Origin of the sequence: Streptomyces sp. CB02414, assembly GCF_001905385.1 — a bacterium.
Lineage (GTDB): Bacteria > Actinomycetota > Actinomycetes > Streptomycetales > Streptomycetaceae > Streptomyces.
In genome coordinates this window covers 200,531-216,022 of the sequence record NZ_LIPF01000012.1, presented here as the reverse complement: position 1 = coordinate 216,022, position 15,492 = coordinate 200,531, and the positions used below count along the sequence as shown (strand labels likewise).

The 15,492-nt window shown below is 72.5% G+C and carries 21 protein-coding genes and 1 riboswitch; of the genes, 10 read left to right on the top strand and 11 right to left on the bottom strand.

The window, feature by feature from the left end:
- The first annotated feature begins 20 nt into the window (after window positions 1-20).
- From AMK11_RS33380 to AMK11_RS33355, 6 genes are all read left to right on the top strand, one after another.
- Window positions 21-533 (top strand): potassium channel family protein, encoded by a 513-nt coding sequence (locus AMK11_RS33380; protein ID WP_198941519.1) that lies wholly within the window; start codon window positions 21-23, stop codon window positions 531-533.
- Window positions 534-590: 57 nt separating this feature from the next.
- Window positions 591-776: riboswitch (cobalamin riboswitch) on the top strand.
- A 30-nt stretch (window positions 777-806) separates the two neighbouring features.
- Window positions 807-1,520 carry an energy-coupling factor ABC transporter permease gene (locus AMK11_RS33375; protein WP_073731853.1) on the top strand — a complete coding sequence of 238 codons (714 nt, stop codon included), beginning with the start codon at window positions 807-809 and terminating at the stop codon, window positions 1,518-1,520.
- Entirely contained in the window at window positions 1,517-1,858 is a 342-nt protein-coding gene (locus tag AMK11_RS33370; RefSeq protein WP_073731852.1) for an energy-coupling factor ABC transporter substrate-binding protein, read from the top strand. Before AMK11_RS33375 ends, AMK11_RS33370 begins: the two co-directional genes overlap by 4 nt.
- On the top strand, window positions 1,859-2,608 hold the full coding sequence (cbiQ, locus tag AMK11_RS33365) for a cobalt ECF transporter T component CbiQ (RefSeq protein ID WP_073731851.1): 750 nt from the start codon (window positions 1,859-1,861) through the stop codon (window positions 2,606-2,608).
- The gene (locus AMK11_RS33360) at window positions 2,605-3,450 is read left to right on the top strand and encodes an ATP-binding cassette domain-containing protein (protein ID WP_073731850.1); all 846 of its coding nucleotides are present in this window, start codon (window positions 2,605-2,607) and stop codon (window positions 3,448-3,450) included. Before cbiQ ends, AMK11_RS33360 begins: the two co-directional genes overlap by 4 nt.
- Before the next feature lie 103 nt (window positions 3,451-3,553).
- Complete coding sequence (locus AMK11_RS33355) at window positions 3,554-4,522, top strand: threo-3-hydroxy-L-aspartate ammonia-lyase (protein ID WP_073731849.1); 969 nt, start codon at window positions 3,554-3,556, stop codon at window positions 4,520-4,522.
- A 23-nt stretch (window positions 4,523-4,545) separates the two neighbouring features.
- Here AMK11_RS33355 and AMK11_RS33350 read toward each other — a convergent pair whose 3' ends face one another.
- From AMK11_RS33350 to AMK11_RS38870, 3 genes are read right to left on the bottom strand one after another with little or no spacing between them, the layout of a single operon-like run.
- Window positions 4,546-5,571, bottom strand: a complete 1,026-nt coding sequence (locus tag AMK11_RS33350; protein ID WP_073731848.1) for a MerR family transcriptional regulator — start codon at window positions 5,569-5,571, stop codon at window positions 4,546-4,548.
- Window positions 5,565-6,278 (bottom strand): HEAT repeat domain-containing protein, encoded by a 714-nt coding sequence (locus tag AMK11_RS33345; RefSeq protein WP_073731847.1) that lies wholly within the window; start codon window positions 6,276-6,278, stop codon window positions 5,565-5,567. Before AMK11_RS33345 ends, AMK11_RS33350 begins: the two co-directional genes overlap by 7 nt.
- Window positions 6,279-6,307: 29 nt before the next feature.
- Window positions 6,308-6,646 carry a hypothetical protein gene (locus AMK11_RS38870; RefSeq protein WP_241847131.1) on the bottom strand — a complete coding sequence of 113 codons (339 nt, stop codon included), beginning with the start codon at window positions 6,644-6,646 and terminating at the stop codon, window positions 6,308-6,310.
- A gap of 172 nt (window positions 6,647-6,818) precedes the next feature.
- Between AMK11_RS38870 and AMK11_RS38865 the strand changes: the two genes are divergently transcribed.
- The gene (locus AMK11_RS38865) at window positions 6,819-6,956 is read left to right on the top strand and encodes a hypothetical protein (RefSeq protein WP_241847130.1); all 138 of its coding nucleotides are present in this window, start codon (window positions 6,819-6,821) and stop codon (window positions 6,954-6,956) included.
- A 404-nt stretch (window positions 6,957-7,360) separates the two neighbouring features.
- Here AMK11_RS38865 and AMK11_RS33330 read toward each other — a convergent pair whose 3' ends face one another.
- The 4 genes from AMK11_RS33330 to AMK11_RS33315 form a co-directional block, all read right to left on the bottom strand.
- The gene (locus AMK11_RS33330) at window positions 7,361-8,575 is read right to left on the bottom strand and encodes a Clp protease N-terminal domain-containing protein (protein WP_073731845.1); all 1,215 of its coding nucleotides are present in this window, start codon (window positions 8,573-8,575) and stop codon (window positions 7,361-7,363) included.
- Between the two features lie 117 nt (window positions 8,576-8,692).
- Window positions 8,693-9,097: an SET domain-containing protein gene (locus tag AMK11_RS33325; protein ID WP_158071006.1), complete on the bottom strand. Its 405-nt coding sequence runs from the start codon at window positions 9,095-9,097 to the stop codon at window positions 8,693-8,695.
- On the bottom strand, window positions 9,094-9,963 hold the full coding sequence (locus tag AMK11_RS33320; protein WP_143194605.1) for a class I SAM-dependent methyltransferase: 870 nt from the start codon (window positions 9,961-9,963) through the stop codon (window positions 9,094-9,096). Before AMK11_RS33320 ends, AMK11_RS33325 begins: the two co-directional genes overlap by 4 nt.
- 174 nt (window positions 9,964-10,137) lie before the next feature.
- Window positions 10,138-11,112: a helix-turn-helix transcriptional regulator gene (locus AMK11_RS33315; protein WP_073731843.1), complete on the bottom strand. Its 975-nt coding sequence runs from the start codon at window positions 11,110-11,112 to the stop codon at window positions 10,138-10,140.
- A 97-nt stretch (window positions 11,113-11,209) separates the two neighbouring features.
- Between AMK11_RS33315 and AMK11_RS33310 the strand changes: the two genes are divergently transcribed.
- Window positions 11,210-11,605, top strand: a complete 396-nt coding sequence (locus AMK11_RS33310) for a RidA family protein (protein WP_073731842.1) — start codon at window positions 11,210-11,212, stop codon at window positions 11,603-11,605.
- A gap of 111 nt (window positions 11,606-11,716) precedes the next feature.
- Here AMK11_RS33310 and AMK11_RS38045 read toward each other — a convergent pair whose 3' ends face one another.
- Both AMK11_RS38045 and AMK11_RS33305 read right to left on the bottom strand, forming a co-directional pair.
- The gene (locus AMK11_RS38045) at window positions 11,717-11,857 is read right to left on the bottom strand and encodes a hypothetical protein (RefSeq protein WP_158071005.1); all 141 of its coding nucleotides are present in this window, start codon (window positions 11,855-11,857) and stop codon (window positions 11,717-11,719) included.
- Window positions 11,858-12,363: 506 nt separating this feature from the next.
- Window positions 12,364-13,407, bottom strand: a complete 1,044-nt coding sequence (locus AMK11_RS33305; protein ID WP_073731841.1) for a zinc-binding dehydrogenase — start codon at window positions 13,405-13,407, stop codon at window positions 12,364-12,366.
- Between the two features lie 127 nt (window positions 13,408-13,534).
- Between AMK11_RS33305 and AMK11_RS33300 the strand changes: the two genes are divergently transcribed.
- Window positions 13,535-13,816 carry a metal-sensitive transcriptional regulator gene (locus AMK11_RS33300; RefSeq protein ID WP_073731840.1) on the top strand — a complete coding sequence of 94 codons (282 nt, stop codon included), beginning with the start codon at window positions 13,535-13,537 and terminating at the stop codon, window positions 13,814-13,816.
- A 324-nt stretch (window positions 13,817-14,140) separates the two neighbouring features.
- Window positions 14,141-14,707, top strand: a complete 567-nt coding sequence (locus AMK11_RS33295; protein WP_198941518.1) for a hypothetical protein — start codon at window positions 14,141-14,143, stop codon at window positions 14,705-14,707.
- A 224-nt stretch (window positions 14,708-14,931) separates the two neighbouring features.
- Here the strand turns inward: AMK11_RS33295 and AMK11_RS39055 are convergent, their stop codons facing one another.
- Both AMK11_RS39055 and AMK11_RS38265 read right to left on the bottom strand, forming a co-directional pair.
- Entirely contained in the window at window positions 14,932-15,057 is a 126-nt protein-coding gene (locus AMK11_RS39055) for a hypothetical protein (protein ID WP_274535688.1), read from the bottom strand.
- Between the two features lie 120 nt (window positions 15,058-15,177).
- On the bottom strand, window positions 15,178-15,411 hold the full coding sequence (locus tag AMK11_RS38265) for a TetR/AcrR family transcriptional regulator (protein WP_198941517.1): 234 nt from the start codon (window positions 15,409-15,411) through the stop codon (window positions 15,178-15,180).
- Between the last annotated feature and the right edge of the window lie 81 nt (window positions 15,412-15,492).

The window sequence follows — 15,492 nt, the reverse complement described above, 5'->3', positions numbered from 1 at the left end:
GGTCGGCAGGGTGGCGGACGATGCGGCCCTGGGGGCTGCGGGCCGGGGCCGCGGCGGTCGTGGTCACGGCCTACTTCCTCCTCCCCCTCGACCACCTGGGCCCGCAGCGCCCCCTGCTGAGCTGGCTGCTGTTCGCCCTGGTCCTGACCGTCGTGGCGGTGCTGCTGCTCCGGCAGATCCGGCACGTACTCGTCGACCGGCCGGACTCCCGGCCCGGCATGGTCCTCTCCCTGCTGATCGTCCTGTCCGTGCACGTCTTCTCGGCCACCTACTACGCCCTCGCCAAGCAGCCGGGCGAGTTCACCGGCCTGCACACCCGCGTCGACGCCCTGTACTTCACCGTCGTCACCCTGGCGACCGTCGGGTACGGCGACATCACCCCGCGGGGCCAGTCGGCGCGGATCGTGACGGTCCTGCAGATCGCGTACAGCTTCGTGTTCCTGACCGCCGCCGCGACCGCGCTGACGCAGCGGATGCGCGACATGGTGGTGCGGCGCACGGGGCGGGACCGGTCCGGCTCACGGGAGGGCTGAGGGGGCGCACGCGCCCGCCCGGCGGGAGGCCCGCTTGTCACCACCCTCGTGGGAGCACTACCGTCGTCACGCCTTGGTGAACGGGAAATCCGGTGTGATGCCGGTGCGGCCCTCGCCACTGTGAATCGGGAAGTCCGGCTCCGGCCCTCGCGGGCAGCCACTGGATCGCTTGCGATCCGGGAAGGCGGAGCACGGGCGGTGGTACCCGTAAGCCAGGAGACCGGCCAAGGCGCGTCGTCCATCCACGAGGTGCTGGAGAGGGTCTGCCGAGTCATGCACATAGCCGAGGGCTTTCTGCCTCCGGCGCACGCGATCGCCTGGGGTGTCGCGTCCGCGCCGTTCGTCGTCCACGGAGTACGGTCACTCACCCGTGAGGTCAGGGAGCACTCGGAGAGCACCTTGCTCCTCGGCGCCTCCGGGGCCTTCACGTTCGTCCTGTCGGCCCTGAAACTGCCGTCCGTCACCGGGAGTTGCTCCCATCCGACCGGTACCGGTCTGGGCGCGATCCTCTTCCGGCCGCCGGTCATGGCGGTGCTGGGCACCATCACCCTGCTCTTCCAGGCGCTGCTGCTCGCGCACGGCGGGCTGACCACGCTCGGCGCCAACGTCTTCTCGATGGCGGTCGTCGGCCCCTGGGCCGGGTACGGCGTCTACCGGCTGCTGCGCCGCTTCGACGTGCCGCTGATGGTCACCGTGTTCTGCGGGGCGTTCGTCGCCGACCTGTCCACGTACTGCGTCACCAGCGTGCAGCTGGCGCTGGCCTTCCCCGACCCGGGCAGCGGATTCCTGGGCTCGCTCGGCAAGTTCGGGTCCGTCTTCGCCGTCACGCAGATCCCGCTGGCGGTGAGCGAGGGCCTGCTCACGGTGCTCGTGATGCGGCTGCTGGTGCAGTCCAGCAAGGAGGAACTGACCCGGCTGGGCGTCCTGCTGACGAAGACGGGGACCACGGGGTCCAAGGAGACCGAGGGACAGGCGGTGGCCCGATGAGCCGGAACGCCAGGATCAACGCCCTGCTGCTGCTCACCGTGGCGGCGCTCGCGGTGCTGCCGCTGGCGCTGGGGCTCGGCGACCACAAAGAGGAGCCGTTCGCCGGGGCCGACGCGGAGGCGGAGACGGCGATCACCGAGATCGAACCGGACTACGAGCCGTGGTTCTCGCCGCTGTACGAACCGCCCTCCGGAGAGGTCGAGTCGGCGCTGTTCGCTCTTCAGGCCGCGATCGGCGCGGGGGTGCTGGCGTACTACTTCGGGCTGCGGCGGGGGCGGCGGCAGGGCGCGGAGCGGGCGACGGCGGCGGCTGTGCGGGACGCTCCCGAAGGGGACTGAGTGCTGCCGATCGACGCGGCGGCGCACAGCAGTCGCTGGCGTCGCCGTCATCCCGTGGACAAGGCCGTGCTCGGGCTCGGGCTGACCGTGCTGGCGGTCTCCCTGCCGCCCTGGCCGGGCGCGGTACTGGTGCTGGTGACGGCGCTGGCCGTGCTGCTGGGACCGGCGGGAGTGCCCGGGCGCGGGCTGTGGCGGGCGTACCGGGTGCCGCTGGGCTTCTGCGTGACGGGGGCGCTGCCGTTGCTCGTTCAGGTCGGCGGTCCGGGCGGGTTCCTGACGGCGGCGGACGGCGGGCCGGTGCGCGCCGGCGAGCTGCTGCTGCGCACCTCGGCGGCCTCCCTCGGGGTGCTGCTGTTCGCGTTCACCACGCCGATGTCCGACCTGTTGCCCCGGCTGGTGCGGGCCGGGGTGCCGGCGCCGGTGGTGGACGTGGCGCTGGTGACGTACCGCATGAGTTTCCTGCTGCTGGACTCGGTGCGCCGGATACGGCAGGCGCAGGCGGCGCGGCTGGGGCACACCACCCGGGCCGCGGCCTGGCGTTCGCTCGGCGGGCTCGGCGCCACGGCGTTCGTGCGGGCCTTCGACCGGGCGGCGCGGCTGCAGAGCGGGCTCGCCGGGCGCGGCTACGACGGCACCCTGCGAGTGCTGGTGCCCGAGGCCCGCGTCTCGGTGCCGTTCACCGCGGCGAGCGTGGCGCTGCTGGCGGCGCTGGCCGCCCTCACCCTCGTACTGGAAGGACCCCTGTCGTGAACGAGCCGGAAGCGGCCCTGGTCGCCCTGCGGGGCGTGTCCTTCGCCTACGAGGAGGGGCCGGACGTGCTGACCGGGCTGGACTTCGCGGTGCGCGAAGGGCGGGCGCTCGCGCTGTTGGGCCGCAACGGCAGCGGCAAGACCACGCTGATGCGGCTGCTCAGCGGCGGACTGAAGCCGCGCGCCGGGCGGTTGACGCTCGACGGGGAGCCGGTGGCGTACGACCGCCGGGGGCTCACCCGGCTGCGGACCACCGTGCAGCTGGTGGTGCAGGACCCGGACGACCAGCTCTTCGCGGCGTCCGTCGCGCAGGACGTGTCCTTCGGACCGCTGAACCTCGGTCTGTCCGACGCGGAGGTCCGGTCCCGGGTCGGCGAGGCGCTCGCCGCGCTGGACATCGCCCGGCTGGCCGACCGGCCCACGCACCTGCTGTCGTACGGGCAGCGCAAGCGGGCCGCGATCGCCGGAGCCGTGGCGATGCGGCCCCGGGTGCTGATCCTCGACGAGCCGACCGCCGGGCTCGATCCGGACGGGCAGGAGCGGCTGCTCGCCACCCTGGACCGGCTCCGCGCGGGCGGCACCACGGTGGTGATGGCCACCCACGACGTCGACCTCGCCCTGCGCTGGTCGGACGACGCCGCGCTGCTCACCCCCGCCGGTGTGCACACCGGCCCGACGGCCGCGACGCTGGCCCGCACGGAGCTGCTGCGGCAGGCCGGGCTGCGCCTGCCGTGGGGCGTGGCGGCGGCGCGGTTGCTGCGTGCGCGGGGGCTGCTGGCGGACTCGGCGACGGGTCCCCGTACGGCGGAGGAGCTGGCGGCGCTGACCGCGCTGACCGAGTGATGCCGGTGGAGGTACCCGGAGCGGGACGTTACGTTGACTCGCGCGCGACGCCACGTGGGCCGGGGCCGGCCCGCTCGGAGTTCACCAGGAGGGACCTCACACCATGACCACCGCACCGCCCGTCACCTTCACCGACGTCCGGGACGCCGCCGCGCGTCTCGACGGCATCGCGCACCGCACCCCGGTCCTCACCTCCCGCACGCTCGACGCCCTGGTCGGCGCCGAGGTGTTCGTGAAGTGCGAGAACTTCCAGCGGGTCGGCGCCTTCAAGTTCCGCGGCGCCTACAACGCGGCCTCCCGGTTGTCCGCCGGGCAGCTGGCGAAGGGCGTCGCCGCCTACTCCTCCGGCAACCACGCCCAGGCCGTGGCGCTGGCCGCCCGGGAACTGGGCACCACCGCCGTCATCCTCATGCCCGAGGACGCCCCGCGCTCCAAGCGGGAGGCCACCGCCGGCTACGGCGCCGAGATCGTCACCTACGACCGCTACACCCAGGACCGCACCGCCCTCGGCGAAGCGCTCGCCGAGGAGCGTGGGCTCGCCCTCGTCCCGCCGTACGACCATCCGCACGTCATCGCCGGCCAGGGCACCGCCGCCGTCGAACTGCTGGAGGTGACCGGCGCGCTCGACGCCCTCGTGGTCCCCGTCGGCGGCGGTGGACTCGTCGCCGGCAGCGCCACCGCCGCCAAGGCCCTGCACCCCGGAATCCGGGTGGTCGGCGTGGAGCCGGAGGCGGGCGACGACACCAAGCGGTCCCTGGACAGCGGCGAACGCGTCACCGTTCCCGTCCCCCGGACCATCGCCGACGGCCAGGCCCTGCCCACCCCGGGCGAGATCACCTTCTCCGTCAACCGGCGCCTGGTCGACGCGATCGCCCTCGTGAGCGACGACGAGATCGTCGCGGCCATGCGCTTCGCCTTCGAGCGTCTGAAGATCGTCCTCGAACCCAGCGGTGCCACCGCCCTGGCCGCGCTCATGGCCGGACGCCTGGAACCCCGCCCGCGCCGGATCGGCGTCATCGCCTCGGGAGGCAACGTAGACGCCGGGCGGTTCGCGGAGCTGGTCGGCCGCTGAGGGGCGTGTCCGCGAGCGGTGGGTCACGCGGGTCCGTCGGAGGCCCGCTGCTCCACCACCCCGGCGAAGGCCGACGCGACGAGGGCGACGGCACGGTCGTCGTCCCGGGACAGCCGGCGCAGTACCTCCAGCGGGGCGTCCCCCGACAGCTCGACCAGGGCCTGGGCCAGCCGGATCCGCGTCGCCGGGTCCGCGGTGGGCGCCGCCAGTTCGCCGTCCAGGGCGGCCATGATCCGCTCCGCGCACCCGGGGTCCCGGGACAGTGTCCCCAGGACCTCCGCGGCGTCCACGTCGTTGGCCCCCTCGACCACCATGCCGACCAGCGTCGGCACCGCCGCTTCCTCGCCACGCCTGCCCAGCGCCAGCGCGGCGTGCCCGCGCACCGTCCGGTCCGCGTCCCCGAGCGCGTCCGTCAGCGCCTCGGCCGCCCCGGGGACCTCGGGCAACGCGGCGATCGCCAGCACCGCGCGCCGCCGGACGCCGGTGTCGTCCGAGCGCAGGCCGGCCGCGAGGGTCGCGAGGCCGTCCCCGTCCGACCGGGCGAGCGCCCAGCGCAGGGCGCCCGCGACGACGGGGTCGGACTCGGACAGGACGGCCCCGGCCAGCAGCTCGGGCGGAACGGCGGCACCCTCCGGCCGGGCCAGCACGGTCTGCTGCCTGCGCGCGGCGCTGGCCGAGTCGAGTCCCTGCATGAGGGCGACGACGTCCAGGACGTCCGGCCAGCCGGTGGGCGCCGACGCGTCGATCGCGCGGAGCCGCTCCAGCAGCTCCCGTTCCCGTTCCAGGCGCTCCTCCGTCCACCGGATGAGGTCGCCGACCAGGGCGGACGGCGAGAAGGCCGGGTCCTCCAGCGCGCGCCCGATCTGCTTGAGCGAGAGCCCGAGGGACCGCAGGCTCTCCACGTGGAAGATCCTGCGGACGTCCTCGGCCGAGTACTCGCGGTAGCCGCCGACGGTGCGACCGGTCGGCCGCACCAGCCCGAGGGTGTCGTAGTGCCGCAGCATGCGGGGGCTCACCCCCGAGCGGCGGGCCACTTCGCCGATCAGCACTCCGTGGTCTCCGCCCCGTCCGTCACGGCGGCCCGTTCGGGGCCGAGTGCGACCCTGCGCTTCGCCTCCTCCACGGCCGCGTCGAAACCGGCCTCGGGATCGCGCCGGAGCAGCTCCGTGGCACGGGCGTGCGCGGCCACCGCCGGGTCGGGGCCGGCCGCGGCCTTCTCCAGGGCCGGCCCGGTCACGTCCCCGAGGTCGATGAGGGCCCGGCTCAGGCTGAGCCGCACGTCGCGGTCGCCGCGGCCGAGCTGTCCGGCCAGTTCGCCGGCCAGGTCCGCCTTCTCCTCCTCGGGCACGAGGACGACGGCGACGCGCCACGCGGTCCGCGCGACCTCGTCGTCGGCGTCGCGCAGCATGCCGCGCGTGATCCAGGCCCATGCGCTCCGGTCGCCGATCTTGGAGAGCGTGTGCAGCGCCTGGCTGCGGGCCCGGGTGCGCTCGGAGCCGAGTTCGCGGCGGACGCGGGGCAGGGTGGCCTCCGGCGGCAGGCGGGTCAGCGCCCAGGACAGCATGTCCCGTACGAAAAAGTCCGGCTCGACGGCGCACCGCTCGACGAGCGGCTCCAGGAAGCCCGGGTCGGGCCGGGTGCCGGCCGCCAGGGCCGCCTGGAGCCGGACCGAGCCGTCCTCGGCGCTCAGGGCCCGGGCCACGCGGGCGTTGCGGTCGGTTCCGTCTGTGGTGTTGATCGGGACCACCTCCTGCACCCAGGGCACACCTTAACAACGTGTCAAGGTCAAGCCGCGCCCGTCGTGAACGGCAGGACCTGGCGGGAGGGGTGCGCCGCGTCACGGTAGATCTTGTGGGTGACGCGACGGCCCACCGGCAGGTGGAAGGCGTCCGGCGGCAGCAGCGCGTTGTGCGCGTCGGTCAGGGGCTCGTCGTTGGAGAGCTCCACGACCAGGCGGTGGCCCGGCAGGAACGTCGCCGCGAAGGCGACCGAGCCGGGCGTGTGGCTGGGCACCGCGTGCCCGGAGACGGTGACGTCACCCCCGAGGGAGAGGGTCTCGCCGCCCCTGACCAGCAGGGTCGGCTCCAGCTCGCCGGAGATGACGGCGTCGGTCGCGGCCGTCACCTTCGCCTCGCCCTCGAGGTCGTCGAGGTACCGGCCCGCCCCGCGAGGTACTCCTCCACGTGGGCCCGGCGGGAGCGCAGCATCGGCGCGTCGGCCTCGTGGATCACCACCTGGGCTCGCCGGCCAGTGAGTTCCCACAGGGCGTGCGCCCCGCCGAAACCGGGCCTTCACCGTGTCGTCCGTCGTCGCCGTCATGCGCGTCGCCGTCCCCTTCCTGCTCCTCCAGGGCCCCGCCTTCGTCCTCATCCCGGTCGTCTCACGGCTCCTGCACCGGGTCGCCGCATCCTGGCTGCTGATGTCCGGGTTCTAGCCTTCGTTAGCCTTCGTCGCGCCGGCGCTGCTCCGCGACCTCGCCGCGGCCCGTGAGATCGCCGCGGCGAGCGGCCCCATCGCCGTGAACAGCCTGCCGCCCGGCGCACCCGGTTCCGCGGCGCACGGCCTGGCCCTGGACGCCCTGAGCAGCGGATTCGGCGTCGCGTTCGTGGTGTGCGGCGTGGCGGCGGCCGTCGCCGCGGCCCCAAGGCCCGCGTTGCGGGGAGCCGCCGGGCGGGGGAGCATGACCGGCACCGCCGGCCCGCCGGACGGAGGAGGCGGACGGTCACGTTTCCCCGCGACGTCGAGACCCCTGTGTGACGTCGAGGCCTCCGGACGCCCCCGCCCCCGGCTCCCCGCACCGGCTCCCCGCACCGCTTCGCCCACGGGGAGCCCGCGGCATCAGACGTCTTGTGCCGCTCCCCCGGGGACCAGCAGCTCCGGCTCCGCCCGCAGCCCGTCGACATCCACACCGCTCTCGGTGAGCACACGCTCGACCTCCGCCACGGACTCCGCGTCAGTCCCCTTCTCGTCCAGCAGGGCGGCCAGGAGGTGAGTCGTGCCGACCGTCGGCGAGCCCTGGGCGGAGGCGGTGAACTGCGTGACGTGCAGAAGCCGTCGCTCGAAGTCGGCGGAGCCGGCCACCTCCGGGGGCTCGCCCTCCGCGACTCCGGTGGAGGGAAGCAGCACTTGGGCGACTGCACCATGCCGGCCGCCGTGCCGCCGCAGGAGTTCCGCCCCTCGGTTCGCTCCCGCCAGTTCCCCGGGCAGCTCACGTTCCGCGACGGCCAGCGACCGGTCCAGCGCCAGGATGCCGAGCAGCACGTCGACGGGTTCCGTCTCCGTAGCCCCGCGCCGCACCGCGCTCCGCTGTGCCTCCGAACGGGCCGCGGCCACCACCGGGGAGCCGAACCCGGCGCCACCCCCGAATATCCACGCGGTGAACTTCCGGGTCAGCGGATTGCCGCTCTTCCCGAACGCCCCCGCCTTGCGCATCATCAGCACCGAACCGGGCTCCGGCACTTCGTCGCTCCCCCGCAACGCGTCGAGCGCGGCCGAGGCGGCCGCGACATCCAGCTTCTCCACCACCATGGCCTCGCGGGCACGCGTATCGGGCAGCGCCATCAGCGCCTGCGCCACGTGGCGGACGCGCACGGAGGCGGAGCGTTCCTCCCGCGCGGCCTCCAGCGCCTTGCGCAGACAGACGCGCACCGCGGCGGTCGCCGAAGGGAGTTCGACACTTGTCTGCTCCTCCTTCCGATTCTTCCAGCGCAGCCTCCGGGCCTCCTCGTGCCGGACCTCGCGCCAGAAGGCATCGATCTCGCGCTCGTCCTCCGGGCTGCCCACCGTGTCGTCACCCGCGTCCCCACTGATCCACACGGATGTCTCCCGGCTCCCGATCGAACCGCCGAGTGAACCGGATGCCCTCATCCCGGGGGCGATCGCGGAACCCGCGGCCCAGTCACCCGACACGAGCGCGTACAACAGGCCCTCCGTGCCGACGTCGTCGCGTTCCTGCTTGGCCACCGCGCGCATCGTCTCCAGCATCAGCTTGACGACGTCCCTCTCGAATTCGGTGGTCACGCCTGCGCCGCGGTCGGACGTTCGCTGGTCCATCGGGTTGCCCCTCCATGGTGGTTGCCTGCCATGTAGGACGCTGGCCGGCGCTCCCCGGCTCCGCCTTCGGCCGACCGGCCGGGCTTCCGGCGCGAATCCTCCACTCCGCCCCGGGGCTCATGAGGGAGTCGTGAAGTGATCCACCGGCCGGAACCACAGGGGGTTGGTGCCGTCGCAGGTGTAGTCGACGGTGATCTCGTGTCCCGGCTCGATGGCGCGGACGGCGTGGATGTCCACGGTGAGGGTGTCGGTGTTCTTGCGGTAGCGCGCGTTGGCTCGAGGCGAGTGGTTGTAGAGGCTGCCGTAGCCCAGCGCGAGGGCCGCCTGGCCGCCGGGCCAGTTGAAGTAGTAGTCGTACAGGGCCGTGCCGTCGACCAGGTGGCGCTGGGAGGCGGGTACCAGGAGTACGGGACAGGACTCGACGGTCTCGCCGGCTGTGATGGCGCGGGTGGCGAAGACGCCGCGTCCGTGGACCGGGGAGGCGCCGATCCGGAGGTGGCCGGGGCCGTTCGCCGCGTTCACCGGCGCACCGCCCGGTACCAGCAGTCGGGTTCACCCATCATGCCGAGGTCGCCCACCTGGTCGATGCGGTCACGGTGGTAGCCGGACCAGTCGGCGACGGGACCGGTGTTGGTCAGCTCCAGTCCCGCTTCGGCGAACTGCTCCTTCAGCAGCGGGTCGGGCACGATCAGCTTGCTGTAGGTATGCGGCGGTGCGAGGGGCCGGCCGTCGTGCAAGCCCAGGATGTCGCACCGGATGCGGAGCAGCGCCATCCCCGAGGTGCCCAGTGGCCGGCAGGTGCGCGTGCGCCGGTCCACGACGTCCACGTCACCCTCAGGACCGTGCCAGACCTGCGGCCATTCGCTGGTCGTGGGTCCGGTGCCGGCGGGCAGGTAGCGGTCGGAGACGTAGTCGAAGACGAGTACCCCGCCCGGGGTCAACGACCGGGCCAGTGCGTGCAGGAACTGCCGGTGGCCCTCCGGTGCGGTCACGTCGCCCAGGCTGTTGCCGCCGAGGAAGGCCAGCCGCACCCCGCACTCCGGGAGCACCTGCCCGGCGTCGCGCACGTCGCCGTGGTACGCCGTGACGTGGCCGCGCAGGCCGGCGGGGACGTTGCGGCCGAGTCCGGCGGTCAGGCTCGGTCCGGACAGGTCGACCGCGACGACGTGCCGCGCGCCTTCCGCAAGGAGCGGTGGGGCGTGGCGCAGAGTCCCCGCACACGGCAGGTACACCAGATCCGGCAGCGGCTCGCCGAACACCCGCGCGGCCGCCCGCACTTCCGCACGGCTCAGCCCGGCGTCGAAGTGGATCTCACCCGCGAGCCGCAGCATCGGCTCGCTGTCGTAGTGGGCGCGCACCATATCGGTCAGCTCCGCCTCGGTTGCCATCGAGGATCCGAGACGGCGGACGGAGGCGGAGACAGGTAAGGATTCCACGACGGCACACCCCCTGCGGCGGCTGAAGAGACCGCGGGATACCTGCCCGGACGACCGCGGCGGAACACGGCCCTTTCCGGCCGTGTCCGTGGCCGTTGTTCGGCTTCGCGGGTGTGGACCGAGCTTTCAGGCGGGCGGCTTGTAGCGGGCCGCGATCACCGTCGCGCGGTGGTGCAGGGAGGTGCGCAGCCACTGCGGGGCCTCCACCTCCGCGTACATGGCGTGCTGCCACAGCGCCCACTCCGCGTGCCGTGCGTCCTGGAAGACGACGTGCAGCCGGCGTCGGCCGTCCTCGTCGGTCTCCTCGGAGTGGACCGCCACGGCGGTGGCGACCAGGTGCTCCCGGTGCGCGGCGTCCACGCGGACCACGACGACGGTGTTGTCGCCGCCGGTCCGGAACCGCACGCTGCGTTCGCGCCAGGCCCCGTCCAGGTCGACGGTGTCCGGACGCTGCGCGGGTTCGTCGAGTTCCTCGGCGGCCAGGACGCGGCTCAGCCGGTAGGTGCGGTCCTCGGTGCCGCGCTTGGCCAGCAGGTAGCCCTGGTCCCTGACGGTGACCAGGCCGACCGGGTCCACCGTGCGCCACTGCGGGAGCCGGCCCACGGCCTCGTAGTGGATGCGCAGTCTGTGCCCGGCGAACACCGCGCGCCGGACCTCGGCGGCGATGGAGTCGGAAACCTCCTCGGGCGCCACGCGACGCGAGAGGAGATCGGTCTCCGGGTCGATGAGCAGCCGCTGCGCCGCTCCGGCGGCGGTGTCCCGCAGCCCCTCGGGCAGCGCGTCGACCACTTTCAGCACGGCCGAGGCGAGCGCCGGCCCCAGGCCGAACAACTGCGCGCCGCGCCGTGATCCGGCGACCACGAGGGCGAGCGCCTCGTCGTGGTTCAGGCCGGTGAGCGCCGTCCGGAAATCCGGCAGCAGCGCGAACCCGCCGTGCCGCCCGCGCTCCGCGTAGACCGGTACCCCGGCCGCGGAGAGGGCCTCCATGTCGCGCAGCACCGTCCGGGTCGACACCTCCAGCTCCCGGGCGAGTGTCTCGGCGGTCATCCGGCCTCGCTGACGCAGCAAGAGCACCAGGGAAACCAACCGGTCGGCGCGCATGGGAAAACCCTAGCGAAATACATGACCAAGGGTGTCACGTATTCCTGACAGGGTTCATCGCACGACGTCTCATGTACCGAATGGAGCAGGTGCGGCAATGGAACGTAACGCGGTCAACCCGGTGTCGTGGTCGGTCGAGATGGGATTCAACCAGGGCGAGGTCGTCTCCGGGCACTCGCGCACCCTGTACATCTCGGGCCAGACGGCGATGAGCAAGGAAGGCAAGCCCGAGCACGACGGTGACATGGCGGCGCAGCTGGCGCTGGCCGTCGACAATATCGAGGCGGTGCTCGCCGAGGCGGGCATGATCCTCTCGAACCTCGTCCGGCTGAACGTCTACACGACCGACGTCGATCTGCTCTTCCAGCACTACGGTGTGCTGGCGGGCCGCCTGGGCGCCGCCGGCGTCGCGCCGACCACCACCATGCTCGGGGTGACGCGGCTGGCGATCCCCGGTCAGATGGTCGAGCTCGAGGGCACCGCCGTCGCGTGAAGTGATCCCGGCTCCCCCGCTGCTCGGGCCGTCGAACCGGCGCGGACAGCGGGCGGCCGGTGACTCGCCTCCCGCACAGGCCGCGTTCCCCGGCGTGCGGGGTGGGGCGGGTCAGACGTCCCGGGGCAGGACGACGTACGTCATGTGCTCTGGGAACGGGGTGGGTGCGGAGCGGAAGCGGGTGGTCGGGTACGTCGGCGGGCTTCCCACGATGCAGGCGGACGTCCGCTGGACCTGGGGTACCCAGTTCATCAACTCCCTCGATCACCGGCCATCCACGTACCTCCGGGCGTCGAGGTCCCCTGTGCGGTATCTCTTCGTCCCACAGACCGGCATACAGTGGCAGTACCTGCCCCGGAGTCGGGCTTCGCCTCGGGCACGACCTGCCGGCGGAAGTGTCCGCGCTCGATGGCCCGGCATCGGATGGGGACAGCGCGACAAGGTGATCCCGGGTCTCGAAGCGCAGGGAGACCGTGTGGTTCCCGCGTCGGGTTCGAGTCGCGGCTGGACGAACTCTTAGACTCCGTAGCGTGGTTGGTCCAAGCCCACAACCACCTGTCAGGTACTCCCACTGGATGCCAGTGGGCTGGACGGAGTGGAACCCGCACGGCGCAACACGCACGCCTCAGGCCTCTTGCCCTCGGTTCAAGGATCGCCACGCAGTCCACATGACGCGTCACCGGAAGGCGGGCGTTCCAGCCAGAGCGACGCCCCCGCCGGCCGCGGAGCGTGCATCCGTTGGGCAGTGCCCTCGCACGTCAAGGGACGATGGTGATCTTGCCTACGTGGGTGCCGTCCCGGAATGCCTCCTGAGCGGCGTGGATGTCGCTCAGGTGGAAGCCGGCCGCGATGCGGGGCTTCACGCTCCCGGTGCGGGCCAGGTCGGCCAGGGTCGAGAAATGGGCGCGGGTGTGCATGGAGGAGCCGATGAGGCGGAGGTTGTGCAGGTAGAGGCGGCGCAGGTCGAAGGTGATGACAGGGCCCGCCACGGCGCCGGCGATGACCCAGCGCCCGTTTTCCCGCAGGGCGGGCAGGAACTGCTCGAGCCACGGCCCTCCCGCCACGTCCGCGACGGCGTCCAGGCCCGTGGGCGCCGTCGCCGCCAGTCGGCGTTCCAGGTCGGCGGGGTCCGCGTTCCTGGGCAGCGTCGCTGAGGCTCCGGCCTCCTGCAGCGCGGCGGCCTTGGCCCCGCTGGTCAGCGCCACCACCCGTGCCCCGCGAGCCGCCGCGAGCTGCACCAGGGCCAGCCCCACCCCGCCGGAAGCGCCGGTGACGAGCACCGTCTCACCGCTGCGGATCTCCGCGCGCTCCAGCATCCCCATCGCCGTGCCGTAGGCGACCGGAAGGGCGGCCAGCTCCTGGTCGGAGAGCGGGGAGGTGCTCATGTCGTGCAGGCGGTCGGCATCCACCACGACGTACTCGGCGAAGCCGCCGTCCCTCTCACTGCCCAGCAGACCGACGGGCGGGGCCTCCTCACCGTCGTCGGCGTAGAAGGCGGGATCGACCAGCACCCGGCAGCCCAGCCACCTCGCCGACACACCCGCGCCGAGCTCACTGACGGTGCCCGCGATGTCGCCGCCCTGGATCAGCGGGAACTCCAGCGGACCCCGCCATCCCGCTTTCGCCTCCGGTCGCCCGGGCAACCCGTACGCCCCTTCGCGGGTCCACACGTCCGTGTTGTTGATCGCCGCCGCAGCCACCCGCACCAGAACCTGCCCCGGAGCGGGCTCGGGCAGCGGCCAGTCATCTCGCAGCCCCAGCGCTTCCGCGCCCCCATGACGGTAGAGGACAGCAGCGCTCATCACACGTTTCATCACAACCCGATCGTGCCCGACAACGGCGGAGCTTGCCGGTTTCACCCACCTCATTGGCCGAGCTCCCGACCGCCGGGTAGATTACCCGCGGGGGTATACAGAAGGGGCGTGGGGCGTGGAACTGGCGATGGCTGCTGAGGAACTGAGGACGGTGGTCAACCGGCTGCGGCGGGCACAGGGCCAGATCGCCGGGGTGATCAAGATGATCGAGGAAGGGCGGGACTGCGAAGAAGTGGTCACACAACTCGCGGCGGCCTCCCGAGCGCTGGACAAAGCGGGCTTCGCGATCATCGCCACCGGTCTGCAGCATTGCCTGACCGATGCGGACATGGCCGCCTCCGGTGACCGGGAGCAGATGCGGGCCCGACTGGAGAAGTTGTTCCTTTCGCTGGCCTGAGTGCGTAGCCGCGCCGGATCGCTCGGCTCGCCAGTGGGGGCGTCACCGGGTACGAAGGCGCCATCCTGGCCGTGGCGGCCGCGGACGGCGATCCCCTGCACGGCGGGGCGCCGCTCGCCGTCCACGCCCTGGGCATGGCGGTTCCGATGTTCACGCTGGTATTGCTGTGGGCCCGGTTGGATCTGGACCGCAAGCGCCGGCTGACGGACATCCGCGCTTCCGTCGGCACTGAGCGCCGGCACCGAGATCGCCCTGGAAGAACGCTGCGTGCCCTGCTGGTGCTGCTCCGGCCGACGCCGCGGCGAGGCACGCACGCGCCTCCTCGTGCGTGGCCATGTGCCGCCCGATCCGTCGGATCCCCTCCCGGCGTCCGGGCTGATGAAATTCGCCCCTCGCTTCGTGGCCGGTCTGGGTGCGTTGCTGAGCGCGCTGGCCGCGTTCTGGTTCTCCGCGATCACCGTTGACACCGGCTACTGGCTGCACCTGGCACCGGCGATGTTCGTCCTCGCACTCGGTTTCGGTCTGGGCGCGCTCGCCCTCACCCAGGCCGCGGTCTATCGCGTCGACGCGGACAAGGCCGGGATCGCCTCGGCCCTGCTCAACTCCGCGCAGCAGCTCGGTGTCGCTCTCGGTCTGGCGGTACTCGCCGGGGTCGCCGCGACCGCCACCGCGCAGCCGGAGAAGGCCATGCTGGGCACCAGGGAGGCACTGGTCTCCGGGTACGGTACGGCCTTGACCGTCGCCGCAGGCATCCTCCTCGCCGCCGGCCTTCTCGCGCTCACCACCCTCAGCGCCCACCGGGCCACTGAGCAGGAGACGCCTGAACCGGCAGGCACGAACACCACACAGGCAAACCGATCGAACACTGCTCGGGCGCCGGAATCGCTCTGAGGTGATCAGAAAGACTCGGTGCCCGCAGGCTTGACCGGCGCCTCCGGAGTGCGTGCTGTTCCTGACGACCCGTGGGAGGGGCGGCCTGCGGGTGCGGCCGTACACCGGCTTCGGTCCGGCCGGGAACCCGAAGTCGTCCGGGATGGCGGCGTCGCCGGTTCGGGAGCAGGCGGCAGCAGCGGAGCCATCCGGTTTCAACCGACTCCACACTCCGAGACGATCAGTCAGGTGAGTAGGCCCCGAGCGATCTCACGGGCCTCGGGCAGCAGACCCGCGCCATGGATGCCGCGGTGGGCGAAAGCTCCCTCCAGCAGCAGAAAGAGATGCCGCGCCAGGGCCTTCGAATCCACCGCCGGCCGCTCCTCGGCGATGAGCTCTTCGAGCCGCTCCTCAATGCTTCCCTTGTGGGAGCAGATGACGGCGTACGCCGGATGGTCCGTCGGCAGTTCGGCCGCGGCGTTGAGGAACGCTCAGCCACGCGTGAACGTCAGCGCCCGCGGGGGCTCGGCGGCAGCCAGACGCTCCTCGAAGTCCCGCCACCACTGCACATGACGGTTCCACAAGTAGGTGGCCACCAGGATGTCCTTGGGACCGAAGTTGTTGTAGAGGGTGCGCTTGGTAACGCCCGACTCGGCAGCGATCCTGTCCACTCCTACCGGGTGAACGCCGTGTTCGTAGAACAACGCGGACGCGACCGTGAGCATGCTCCTGGCCCGCGGGGTGAGATCACGCGCATCCGCCACCTCGTATCGCATACACCCTGCCCGTCTTTACAGGTCTGTGTA

Excerpts from the sequence above, each read along its gene's own strand:
- AMK11_RS33370 (WP_073731852.1), top strand. The coding sequence starts at position 1,517 with ATGAGCCGGAACGCCAGGATCAACGCCCTGCTGCTGCTCACCGTGGCG.
- AMK11_RS33315 (WP_073731843.1), bottom strand. The coding sequence starts at position 11,112 with ATGCGCGCCGACCGGTTGGTTTCCCTGGTGCTCTTGCTGCGTCAGCGA.
- AMK11_RS33355 (WP_073731849.1), top strand. The coding sequence starts at position 3,554 with ATGACCACCGCACCGCCCGTCACCTTCACCGACGTCCGGGACGCCGCC.
- AMK11_RS38045 (WP_158071005.1), bottom strand. The coding sequence starts at position 11,857 with ATGAACTGGGTACCCCAGGTCCAGCGGACGTCCGCCTGCATCGTGGGA.
- AMK11_RS33310 (WP_073731842.1), top strand. The coding sequence starts at position 11,210 with ATGGAACGTAACGCGGTCAACCCGGTGTCGTGGTCGGTCGAGATGGGA.
- AMK11_RS33375 (WP_073731853.1), top strand. The coding sequence starts at position 807 with ATGCACATAGCCGAGGGCTTTCTGCCTCCGGCGCACGCGATCGCCTGG.
- AMK11_RS38265 (WP_198941517.1), bottom strand. The coding sequence starts at position 15,411 with ATGCTCACGGTCGCGTCCGCGTTGTTCTACGAACACGGCGTTCACCCG.
- AMK11_RS33320 (WP_143194605.1), bottom strand. The coding sequence starts at position 9,963 with ATGGCAACCGAGGCGGAGCTGACCGATATGGTGCGCGCCCACTACGAC.
- AMK11_RS33305 (WP_073731841.1), bottom strand. The coding sequence starts at position 13,407 with ATGAGCGCTGCTGTCCTCTACCGTCATGGGGGCGCGGAAGCGCTGGGG.
- AMK11_RS33330 (WP_073731845.1), bottom strand. The coding sequence starts at position 8,575 with ATGGACCAGCGAACGTCCGACCGCGGCGCAGGCGTGACCACCGAATTC.
- AMK11_RS33380 (WP_198941519.1), top strand. The coding sequence starts at position 21 with ATGCGGCCCTGGGGGCTGCGGGCCGGGGCCGCGGCGGTCGTGGTCACG.